General features: G+C 38.5%; 9 protein-coding genes. 6 read left to right on the top strand and 3 right to left on the bottom strand.

Annotated elements, in window-relative coordinates; all coding sequences use genetic code 11:
* Positions 1-20: 20 nt before the first annotated feature.
* Positions 21-839, bottom strand: a complete 819-nt coding sequence (locus DYE19_RS09680; protein ID WP_115323392.1) for a Cof-type HAD-IIB family hydrolase — start codon at positions 837-839, stop codon at positions 21-23.
* A 382-nt stretch (positions 840-1221) separates the two neighbouring features.
* On the opposite strand from DYE19_RS09680, the gene ilvG reads away from it, so the two are divergent.
* From ilvG to ilvA, 6 genes are all read left to right on the top strand, one after another.
* Entirely contained in the window at positions 1222-2871 is a 1650-nt protein-coding gene (ilvG, locus tag DYE19_RS09675; protein WP_115323391.1) for an acetolactate synthase 2 catalytic subunit, read from the top strand.
* Positions 2872-2900: 29 nt separating this feature from the next.
* Positions 2901-3131: an acetolactate synthase 2 small subunit gene (gene ilvM / locus DYE19_RS09670; RefSeq protein ID WP_115323390.1), complete on the top strand. Its 231-nt coding sequence runs from the start codon at positions 2901-2903 to the stop codon at positions 3129-3131.
* 20 nt (positions 3132-3151) lie between these two features.
* Positions 3152-3844 carry an aspartate/glutamate racemase family protein gene (locus tag DYE19_RS09665; RefSeq protein WP_115323389.1) on the top strand — a complete coding sequence of 231 codons (693 nt, stop codon included), beginning with the start codon at positions 3152-3154 and terminating at the stop codon, positions 3842-3844.
* A gap of 20 nt (positions 3845-3864) precedes the next feature.
* Entirely contained in the window at positions 3865-4758 is an 894-nt protein-coding gene (locus tag DYE19_RS09660) for a DMT family transporter (protein ID WP_174694528.1), read from the top strand.
* Positions 4759-4849: 91 nt separating this feature from the next.
* A complete protein-coding gene (gene ilvD, locus DYE19_RS09655; RefSeq protein WP_115323388.1) occupies positions 4850-6685 on the top strand; it encodes a dihydroxy-acid dehydratase in 1836 nt (611 codons plus the stop codon).
* Between the two features lie 322 nt (positions 6686-7007).
* Positions 7008-8549: a threonine ammonia-lyase, biosynthetic gene (gene ilvA, locus DYE19_RS09650; RefSeq protein WP_049215344.1), complete on the top strand. Its 1542-nt coding sequence runs from the start codon at positions 7008-7010 to the stop codon at positions 8547-8549.
* 49 nt (positions 8550-8598) lie between these two features.
* Here the strand turns inward: ilvA and DYE19_RS09645 are convergent, their stop codons facing one another.
* Together DYE19_RS09645 and DYE19_RS09640 are read right to left on the bottom strand one after the other, a co-directional pair.
* Positions 8599-9234: a hypothetical protein gene (locus DYE19_RS09645; RefSeq protein WP_115323387.1), complete on the bottom strand. Its 636-nt coding sequence runs from the start codon at positions 9232-9234 to the stop codon at positions 8599-8601.
* A gap of 223 nt (positions 9235-9457) precedes the next feature.
* Positions 9458-12004: a TonB-dependent receptor domain-containing protein gene (locus DYE19_RS09640; RefSeq protein ID WP_115323386.1), complete on the bottom strand. Its 2547-nt coding sequence runs from the start codon at positions 12002-12004 to the stop codon at positions 9458-9460.
* Positions 12005-12126 lie beyond the last annotated feature (122 nt).

Here is a 12126-nt window from a genome sequence, read left to right as displayed (position 1 = left end):
GAACAATAAATGAAATTTAATTATGTAATATTAAATAGTGTGCGAATATAATTTGCTACCGATTCTTGTGCATTTAAACCAATTACTTCTAAATCTGGACAGGCAGCTTTTAAACGCGGATCCGCATTCCCCATCACACAGCCTTTTCCTACTTGGGTTAACATTTGTACGTCATTCATACCATCACCAAAAGCAATACATTGTTGCATCCCATAATCACGATTGGCTAATACCTGCTCTAATGCACTGGCTTTTGATACATTTTGGTTCATCACTTCTAAACAAACAGGAGTTGAATAAGTAATGCTAGTACTATCCCCATATGCGGTCTTGAGATGGGTTTCGATCTGGACTAAATCCTGAGGTTCACGCCCAATAAAAAACACTTTTTCTGTGGCTCGTCCATGATGTTGAGCAAAATCCACTACTTCATACATAAAACCAGAATCCTGATGGTATTTACGTAGCTGAGGCACGTCGATGTTAATAAACCAATCATCCCCTTGATATGAGTTGACACATACACGTGTACGATCAAAAGATAAGTTCATAATTTCAAATGCAGTCAATTCAGGGATGTAATTACGGACTAACAAATTACCTTGTAAATCCTGTGCTCTTGCGCCATTTGAGGTAATCATCACCGCATTTTCAATGTTGATTTTTTTTAAGATTGGGAGCAAATCTGTATGATTACGACCTGTTGCTAACATAATATCCACGCCTTTAGCAGCCAGTTTTTGTAGTGTCTCAATAGTGAAATCACCAACCACATGATTGGTATTAAGCAACGTACCATCTAAATCAGATACAATGGCACGAAAAGGAAATTTTTGCATAGTCTATCTCTATCTTATTATCGAAAAATTCTCGCTATGATAGCACAGCCAAGGGAGTGTCGCTAAGAAATGAATAAATTAGACAAGAGCACAATAAACGAAAACGTTTTCATATTTTTTATAATTTTGTTAAAAAAATTGTTTGCGTGAAAAAAAAAATATGATATGAATATAAAACACACAACAACATACTACTATTTGGACATAAAATGATGGCATTACGCCCTGTGATCAACATTATTATTAACCTCGTGGTGATTATTATCACTGCGGGGCGAGTGTGTTAATGTTTGATTAGCAAGAAACCAAATAGATCAAATATAACCCTCGTCTGATAAGCAGCGAGGGTTTTTTATATATAAAATGAGTAAGGGTGATTTATATGAATGGGGCAAGATTAGTCACAGAAAGTTTGAAAGCGCATGGTGTCACAACTGTATTTGGTTATCCTGGTGGCGCAATTATGCCTGTTTACGATGCTCTTTATGATGCAGGGCTTGAACATTTACTCTGCCGTAATGAACAAGGCGCTGCAATGGCTGCCATTGGTTATGCCAGAGCAAGTGGTCAAGTGGGAGTTTGTATCGCGACTTCAGGACCTGGTGCGGCTAATTTAATCACTGGGCTAGGGGATGCACTGATGGACTCAATTCCCGTTGTTGCTATTACAGGTCAAGTCGCGTCTCCATTAATTGGTACCGACGCATTTCAAGAGGCAGATGTATTAGGCTTATCCCTCGCTTGCACGAAGCATAGTTTTTTAGTTCAAAATATTGAAGAACTCCCTACTATTATCGCAAAAGCCTTTCACATCGCCGCAAGCGGTAGACCTGGTCCCGTGTTAATTGATATCCCAAAAGATGTACAAGTTGCTCCAACCACACTTAAACCCGTTGTGTTTGAGCATGAACAACCTGCTACGCTGTCCGAGGACAAATTATCTGCAGCACTCGCGTTATTACAATCGGCAAAACGTCCTGTTATGTATGTTGGTGGCGGTGTAGGTATGGCAAATGCTGTTCCTGCATTACGTCACTTTTTAGATATCACCCAAATGCCAAGTGTCTCCACATTGAAGGGACTAGGTAGCATTAATCCAGATAACCCTTACTATATGGGGATGATTGGGATGCATGGCACTAAAGCTGCTAACTATGCAGTCCAAGAATGTGATTTATTACTTGCCTTTGGTGCACGCTTTGATGATCGCGTAACGGGCAAATTAGAAACATTCGCTCCTCATGCTAAAGTTATTCATGCCGACATTGATATCGCTGAAATCGGCAAATTACGCCGCCCTGATGTTGCATTGTGTGGTGATATTGTACAAGCTTTAACCGCACTCAGTGTGCCATTAACGCTTACAGACTGGCAACAACGTGTCGCTCAACTTAAAGCACAGCATGATTTTTGTTATAGCGATAATCAAGGCGATACTTTTATCAATCCACTCTGGTTATTACATACTTTATCCAACAAAAAACCACAAAATGCGGTGATCACCACAGATGTGGGGCAGCATCAAATGTGGTCAGCCCAACATATGCAGCACTTTGCACCAACAAATTACATTACATCAGCAGGTTATGGCACGATGGGCTTTGGTTTACCAGCAGCCATTGGGGCGAAGAAAGCACGTCCAAAAGATGAAATAATTGTTATCTCTGGAGATGGCTCTATCATGATGAATATTCAAGAATTAGGCTCAATTAAACGAGGTAAAGCACCTATTAAAATCGTGTTATTAGATAATCAACGTTTAGGTATGGTGCGTCAATGGCAAGAGCTGTTCTTTAATGCTCGTTTTAGTAGCACGATTTTAGATGATAACCCTGATTTTGTCATGTTAGCTGCTGCTTTTGGTATTCAAGGCGAACGTATTACGAAAGGGGAAGAAGTCGATGCTGCTCTAGATCGCTTATTCGCAAGTAAAGAAGCCTACTTCTTACATGTTTGTATCCCAAGTAATGAAAATGTTTGGCCATTAGTACCACCTAATGCGTGTAATATGGATATGTTAGAAAACATGTAAAGTGCGGTCTATTTTGAGGAAATTTTTATATGCAAACTTATCAATTCACATTAGAAGCAAATCAACGTCCAGAAACACTTGAGCGTATTTTACGTGTGATCCGTCATCGCGGTTTTTATGTTGTAGCAATGCAAGTACAGACAGAAAATGACAAAGCATATTGTCATTTTACGTTAAAAAGTGAGCGAGCTTTAAGTTTACTCATTAATCAATTAAGTAAAATGTACGATGTCTTAACTATTAACCATACTCAAGCATAAAACAGATAAGGATGCTGCTCATGAAAACACTCGGTATTATTGGCGGTATGTCACCTGAAAGTACGGTAACTTATTATAGTTTAATCAACCAGTTAGTTAATCAAGCAAAAGGCGGAAATCATAGTGCACCATTAGTGATGGTGAATATTGAGTTTGAAGAAATTGTGCGTTTACAAAAACAAGGCGAATGGCAAAAAGCTGGGCAAATCCTCGCGACCGCTGCACAAAAATTAACCCAAATAGGGGCCGAAGGAATATTGTTAGCAACTAACACAATGCATAAAGTTGCGTCTCATATTATTGAAGCAATTGATGTTCCTTTTCTGCATATTATTGATGCTACGGCAGAAGCGATTAAAGCCAAACAAGTTAAGCAAATTGCATTATTAGGGACACAATTTACAATGCAAGATCATTTTTATCGAGATCTTTTATTAGCACATAACATTATCCCTATTATCCCAAGCCATGTGCAGCAACAAGAAATTCATCGTATTATTTTTACTGAACTTTGTATCGGCAAAAGCAACCCCGAATCGAAACAATTTTATCTTGATGTAATTGCAGATTTAGAAAAACAAGGTGCTCAAGGGGTAATTTTAGGCTGTACCGAAATTGGTTTATTAATTAATCAACAGGATGCAACGCTACCATTTTTTGATACAACCACATTACACGCACACAAAGCAGCTGAGTTTATTCTCACCGAATAATTGCTGTTTAAAGGAAAAATATGGCACATATCGCGCTCACAGAAAAAACCGCCATGATTGGCTTAGTTGTTGGCTGTATTATTTTTGGTCTTGGCAGTTTAATTGTAGCTTATGTGCCTATTGGTGCCTATGCTATTGCATTTTGGCGTTTATTAGTTGCCGCGATTATTTTTTATATATTAGCAAGCTTATTTAAACAAATTGCGCCAAGATCAAAACAAGCCAAACATTATGCCCTTATTTCTGGTGCATTTTTAGGTTTAGATTTAGCCTTGTGGCATGAAAGCATTTATGCTGTAGGACCAGGCATTTCAACCTTATTAAATAGCCTACAAATTTTCTGGCTATCAGCAATTGGTTTCTTTTGGTTTCATGAACGGCAAAGCAAATTACAATTATTTAGCCTCTGCCTCGCAGTCTTTGGTGTTGCATTAATTGGTAGCCCAGAGTTTAAACAAAATCAAAATGCGTTGTGGGGATTTATTTCGGGTATCGTATCAGGCTTGATGTTGGCATTATCGATGGTCTATATTCGCAAAACACAGCAAGCCGCAGTTACTCCTATTTTCCCGTTAATGTTTCGTGTTAGTGTGGGGGGAATGTTGATTTTGCTCTTACCTGCTTTATGGCTTAACAGCACTCAACTTTATCCAACAACATGGGAACAAGTAGGATTAGTACTGGTTTATGGCGCTATCATGCAATGTTTAGCTTGGGGCATGATCGCCTATTCAATTCCACTTTTATCACTTAGTGTGACGGGATTACTTTTACTATCGGAGCCCGTAGCTGCATTAATAATTGATTATGTATTGCTTCATAAGGCAATCAACGGATTACAATGGTGCGGCGCATTTTTAACGATGTTAGCAATCTATTTGGGCTCATTGCGACCTCATAGAAAGTCGCTTTAAATAAAAAAACATCATATTTACAACTATGCTCCCTCATGCGCGTAACACCACAGCAAATGAGAGCAAGCACAACATTACACTTGGAGAGATTATGCCAAAATTACGTTCAGCAACAAGCACACAGGGTCGCAATATGGCGGGGGCAAGAGCTCTGTGGCGTGCAACAGGAATGACAGATAAGGATTTTGGGAAACCCATTATTGCTGTAGTCAATTCTTTTACTCAGTTTGTCCCTGGTCATGTACATTTAAAAGATATTGGACAATTAGTCGCCCGTGAAATTGAAAAAGCAGGGGGCGTTGCCAAAGAATTTAATACGATTGCCGTGGATGATGGTATTGCTATGGGACATGGTGGAATGCTCTACTCCCTACCTTCACGCGATTTAATTGCAGATTCTGTGGAATATATGGTCAACGCACATTGTGCTGATGCGATGGTATGTATTTCTAACTGTGACAAAATCACACCTGGCATGCTAATGGCAGCATTACGCTTAAATATCCCAACCGTCTTCGTCTCTGGTGGTCCAATGGAGGCGGGCAAAACTAAATTATCTGATCAAATTATTAAACTCGATTTAGTTGATGCGATGATTCAAGGCGCAAATCCAAATGTATCCGATGAAGATAGTGACAAAATCGAACGGTCTGCCTGCCCAACTTGTGGCTCCTGCTCTGGAATGTTTACTGCAAACTCCATGAACTGCTTAACTGAGGCACTCGGTTTAAGCTTACCTGGTAACGGTTCATGTCTCGCGACTCATGCTGATCGCAAGCAACTCTTTTTAGAGGCAGGTAAACAAATTGTCGAACTATGCAAACGTTATTATGAGCAAGATGACCAACGTGTTTTACCACGCAATATCGCTACAAAAGCGGCGTTCGAAAATGCTATGAGTCTTGACATTGCAATGGGAGGATCTACTAATACCGTTTTACATTTATTAGCCGCTGCACAAGAAGCTGAAGTGGATTTCACTATGGCAGATATTGATCGCCTTTCTCGCAAAGTACCTTGTTTGAGTAAAGTTGCACCTAATACACAAAAATATCATATGGAAGATGTACATCGTGCAGGCGGTATTATGGCAATTTTAGGTGAGTTAGATCGTGCAGGCTTATTGCATAATGACACACACACTGTTTTAGGATTAAGTCTTGCTGAACAATTGGCACATTATGACATCAAACTCACACAAGATGAAAAGGTACACAAATTCTTCCGTGCAGGCCCTGCTGGGATTCGTACTACAGAAGCTTTTTCACAAGATTGCCGCTGGGATACGGTCGATGATGATCGTGAGAATGGTTGTATCCGTAGTAAAGAATTTGCCTATAGCCAAGACGGTGGTTTAGCTATGCTCTCTGGTAACCTCGCACAAGACGGTTGTATTGTCAAAACAGCAGGCGTTGATGAGTCAATTCTCAAATTCACTGGCAAAGCCATTGTGTTTGAAAGCCAAGAAGATGCTGTTGCAGGCATTTTAGGTGGTAAAGTCCAAGCGGGTCACGTTGTCGTAATCCGTTACGAAGGACCAAAAGGTGGACCAGGTATGCAAGAAATGCTCTATCCAACCAGCTATTTAAAATCGATGGGATTAGGTAAAGCCTGCGCGTTATTAACAGACGGGCGTTTCTCTGGTGGAACATCGGGCTTATCTATTGGACATGTATCGCCAGAAGCGGCAGCAGGTGGCACGATAGGTCTGGTCAGCGATGGAGATACGATTGAAATTGATATCCCAAATCGTACGATCCAATTATGTGTGGAGGAAGAAGAACTCGCACAACGCCGTGTAAAACAAAATAAACTCGGCTGGCAACCTGCAAACCGACAACGTGAAGTCTCCTTTGCCTTAAAAGTCTACGGCCATTTTGCCACATCAGCCGATAAAGGTGCGGTAAGAGATAAAAGCAAAATTTAACATTACTATCTTATAAAGAGGGAACAGAAGTATTCAAAGTGCGGTGAGTTTTTAAGAGATTTCAACTTATCTTTAAATGAGTATAACTTACCCTGTTCCCCCTTATTTTTACCGTAGCGGTTGCATTAACTTTTGAGAACAACTTTCAGTGTTTGAGCTTGCCAAACAAGGGCGCTTTTAAAGTTGATTCCCAAGGTTTGCAATAGACAAAGAAAGAAGAAAAATCAGGGACATGTTTCTTTTGGTTACTTTTTTACACAAGCCCAAAAGTAGCTCGCCCTCAGGCGACAAATTAACATAATGAAATAAACGGATATAATTTATGGTCAATAACTTAACTTCAACTCAACCTACTGGTGCCGAATATTTAAAAGCAGTTCTCAGCTCAAGAGTGTACGAAGTCGCACAAGTGACGCCTCTACAAGAAATGCCAAAACTTTCCGAACGTTTGGGTAATAAGGTATTTATCAAACGAGAAGATCGCCAACCTGTGCATAGCTTTAAATTGCGTGGTGCTTATGCCATGATTGCAGGGTTAGACGAGGAGCAAAAACGTGCAGGTGTCATCGCTGCTTCGGCTGGAAATCACGCTCAAGGCGTCGCACTTTCGGCAAAACAATTGGGCTTGCGTGCGTTAATTGTCATGCCACAAAATACACCGAGTATTAAAGTCGATGCAGTACGCGGTTTTGGGGGTGAAGTCTTGTTATATGGCGCTAACTTTGATGAGGCAAAAGCCAAAGCGATCGAACTATCTGAAACTAAAAATATGACATTTATCCCTCCGTTTGATCATCCTGCTGTCATTGCAGGGCAAGGTTCCTTAGCCATGGAATTATTGCAACAAAATACTCAAATTGATCGTATTTTTGTGCCTGTTGGCGGTGGTGGCTTAGCCGCAGGTATCGCTGTACTCATTAAACAACTTATGCCAGAAATCAAAGTCATTGGCGTTGAGTCAAAAGATTCAGCCTGTTTATATAAAGCTTTAAAAGTGGGGAGACCAATCGATCTAGACCGTGTTGGGCTATTTGCTGATGGCGTTGCGGTCAAACGGATTGGTGATGAAACTTTCCGAGTTTGTCAGCAATATATCGATGATGTAGTGTTAGTTGATAGTGATGAAATCTGTGCTGCAGTGAAAGATATTTTTGAGAATGTACGTGCTATTGCCGAACCTTCTGGTGCATTGTCGTTAGCTGGATTAAAAAAATATGTGAAAGAACATAATATTCAAGGGGAAACCTTAATTAATGTTCTTTCTGGTGCAAACTTAAACTTTCATACACTACGTTATGTGTCAGAGCGTTGTGAAATTGGTGAGCAACAAGAAGCTTTACTGGCGGTGACGATTCCTGAAAAACCGGGTAGTTTCTTAAAATTTTGTCATATTCTCGGTGCAGTGCCTGTCACAGAATTTAAATATCGTTATGCTGATGATGCGCAAGCTTGTATTTTTGTAGGGGTGCGCATCAGCGGAGAAGAGGAAAAAAACAGTATTATCGATCAATTACAGCGTAATGGTTATGATTTAATCGACTTATCTAATGATGATATTGCAAAAACTCACGTGCGCTATATGATCGGTGGACGTTCAAATAGCGATTTTAAAGAACGTTTATACAGTTTTGAATTTCCAGAACAAAAAGGGGCATTATTAAAATTCCTTGAAACACTCGGGAAAACACATTGGAATATTTCCGTATTCCATTATCGTGCACATGGTGCTGATTACGGTAATGTTCTTGCAGGTTTCCAACTAAATGATGACGATCTTGAAGCATTTAACCAACATTTGGAAAAACTCGGCTACGTTTATCAAGATGTAACGGAAAGCCCAGCCTATCGTTATTTCTTAGTCTAAACCAACAAAAAAGTGTGGTCATTTTCACCGCACTTTTTTGCTATACATCTTATTTCACAAAATCACTAAATGTCAGCTCATAATTGTCGCCATCTCGATTGTAGGAAATGAAACGAGGGAATTGCTCACCTACAAATTTTTTCACTACGATATCTTTATCACCCGTTTTAAATTGATACGTGATTTGGGTAACCTCTTGTTTATTATATTTAACGATATCTTCGCTTTTTTTCACAAACACATTATGCATTGGGTACAATTTTTTTCCATTCGTAATTTGAAAATTAATCGGTAATTTGTCGTAATAGCTTAGCTGAAACGCCATTGTAAACAAATCGAACGTGGGAAGTTCTAACGCTTTTTTAGTCAGCCCATTTTTGACTTTACCATATTCAATAGTGCCGCCTTGGATTGTTGATGTTGCATAGGGATTGCCATTGCGAATATCTTTATAATCGATCATTTCAAACTGCTTACTACTTTGCTTACCTTTAGACAAGAACTGAATATTATAAAGTGGCACATTAATTTTAGCATTGACTGAATACTGGCTACCGTCCGCTTTAAAATGCACATAAGCAGGCATGAGATAATTAGAGCTATACTTAATATTAAAATCCGCATTTGCCCATACATTGGGTAAGTAAACTAAAGCTACATAAAAAAAACTTTTTAAAAATCTCACCGCACTTTCCTCTCTCTTTACCTACTAAAAAATTAACATTCACGCTATCAATCAAGATCTCTTGATCTGTAGTCGCTTTGACAACCAATACCGCACAATAATTCCAATCTAAATTTTACTAACAGTATGCATCATATAATAAAGGGGATAAAAAACCTAAATTTAACTAAATAAAAAACCGCACTTCATCACAAAGTGCGGTTATTATACAGAATGTTTATGATCAGAAACGATACTCTACACCAAGATGTAAAGTACGACCAGGTGCAGTATTTAACCCCATATTATTTACATCTAAATAATAACGATTAAATACATTATCCATTGTCATCGTGAACTTAAGATGCTCAGATACATTATAGTTCGCATATAAATCCACTAAAGAGTAAGGGGCCCACTCAATACTTGAAGTATTCACAAAGCGCTCTGCTGAAAGCACTGGTACAAGACGTTTACTATAATAGCTATAACGAGCGCCAATATCTAATTGCTCATTCAGCCAGCGTGAACCTAATGTAATATGTAAATTTAAGCGAGGAGGAACGGCATTATTTAGATTACTACGGTACACATAACCCGAATTACATTGCGGTTCTTTTCCTGCTTGTTCAGGCGTTAAACAAAATTGTGTTTTTGTATAATACGTGCCAGATAACTTCGTATAAAACTTACGCATATCGTAATAGGCTGATGCTTCAAAACCCGTGAACTGAGCACTTTGAATATTTAAAGTTTGTGTGACACCACTTTTACGATCAAAACTTCGAGTTAAATAGTCATCCACATTGTTATGAAAATAGGCTAATTTAAAACCAACAACATTATCTCTATTGCCAATATTTTCGTAAAATCCACTGATACCTAATTCCCAATTTTTAGCGCGTTCAGGTTTAAGGCGTTCCAAGTTATCTGCTGTTGATTGCATACTCCAACCTTTAGTTGCTTGGAATAAACTTGGTGAACGCAATGCTTGGGCATATTTCACATAAAGCGTCGTGCCATTCATAATTTCTGAACTGAGCATCACAATCGGTGAAAATCCTTTATTTTTAATTGGTTCTTGTTTATGCACAACATATTTATATTGTGGTATAAAATCAACTCCACCACCTGGACGAGGTACTGGTTTATCACCAATATGCACTTTTTCTTCTCGCACAACATAGTCATAAATTGTTGAGCGCATATAACGTAATCCAACATCAGCTTTTAACCAAGATACAAATGGATAACTCACATTAATAAATGCACTCATTTCCTTCCGTTTACCATCACGAACATAGAGTGGGGCAATCGCATTATCGGGATAGCCTTTTGCTCTAACTCTTTGTAATGCATTACGAGGTGGATAAATACGCTCATAGTTATGTGCAACACCATATTTCAAAGTTAAAGGTTGGTTGTTAATTTGAAAAATACTTGTGTTATCAACACTCAATCCTTTTTGTTTTGAAATCAAAAAGTGAGCATGGCGACTAGATAATGAATAGCCATATTCTTCAATAAGTGGAGTAAAATTTGATGAGTCACTATGTGTATAATAAGTATTGATATTCAAATTTATATAGGGATTATTCGGGTTATATTGATAACTTAAATTATAGTTATCTACCTTCACTTCTGTTCCTTCACCTTGCAGTGCTCCATAAGCCCTAAAATTTAAAATTGAACTCATAATTTCACCGAAATGGCTACGATAATGACGATATGCGAGCCCTAAACGATGCTCGTTATTATAAAAATTGACTTTCGCTAAATAGGAGTCATTATTTTGTGATGTATTCAATGCTTCTTCACCAGGACGATAAAGTGTGCTGCGATTTTTCTTAAATGACAATATACCTATTTTAACATCTTCATGCTGACGCGGTTCTAAAACTTCGACAGAATCCTCTTCTACTTTAATATTATCAATTTGTGGCGTTTGCCCGTGTCTTCCTACAAAGTAGTTACCTTGTTTACGTTTAGCATATGCCAGAACAAGATCAGCATTATCCCATTTTTTAGCAAATGCAAGACTGTAATTATAAGAATTGAAGTCAAGTCCATGAGAAGAATAACGAGCATTGGGCGCATAAGTTTGTGTTTGGCATAATCCCGTTGTATTGCTAAGACATTTATGAATATATCTTGTTTGATAACCCCCTCTAGTATAATTTGCAGGAGGTGCAACAGTATTTGTCATTGTGCCCAGTTTCAAGCGAACACCCCAATCTTTACCTTCTGTGACAATGTCTTTCCAGCTAATCGTATTCATACGTACAACACCACCAATCGCACCTGTTGCATCATTCGCTAAAGAAGGTCCTTTCTCAATCTCAACTTGGCTTATTAAATCAGGATCTAAGTATGTACGTGTCGATGAGCCAGCATAGCCTTGCCAAGATGGGACTGACTGTAATCCATTATCTACCCAAACAGGTACTCTATTTTCATTGGCGATACCTCTAATATTGACTGAAAGTGCACCACTATTACGCTTATTCCCAACAATCACACTTGGTACACCTGATAGAAAGTCTCCAACAGAGCTTCCTCTAAACTGAGTAATATCAGATTGAGTCAAATAAGAATAAGAGCCAGCAGACAAGTAAGTTTTGATCAAGCTCTCATCATACTCTCCACCTTTTTCACTCTCATTAACATGAATAGTCTCTAATTTATTTATGGTTGTTTTTTCTGTGTTGGACTCAGCAAAAGCAACTGTTGGTATTGCTAAAACCATACTGAAGCTTAAACTAAGTGAACCTACCAGCACTTTCTGTTGCATGTTTTCTCCTTATTTTTACTAAATGATAATGAATATCATTACAATCTATCGATATTTTTAAAGGAATGCAATCCTCTATCATAAAAACTCTTTTTTATGATAGAAATAAAAAAACCGCACTT

Origin of the sequence: Pasteurella canis (assembly GCF_900454865.1) — a bacterium.
GTDB lineage: Bacteria > Pseudomonadota > Gammaproteobacteria > Enterobacterales > Pasteurellaceae > Pasteurella > Pasteurella canis.
The sequence above is the reverse complement of the archived record's forward strand: the minus strand, read 5'-3'. Positions and strand labels throughout refer to the sequence as shown.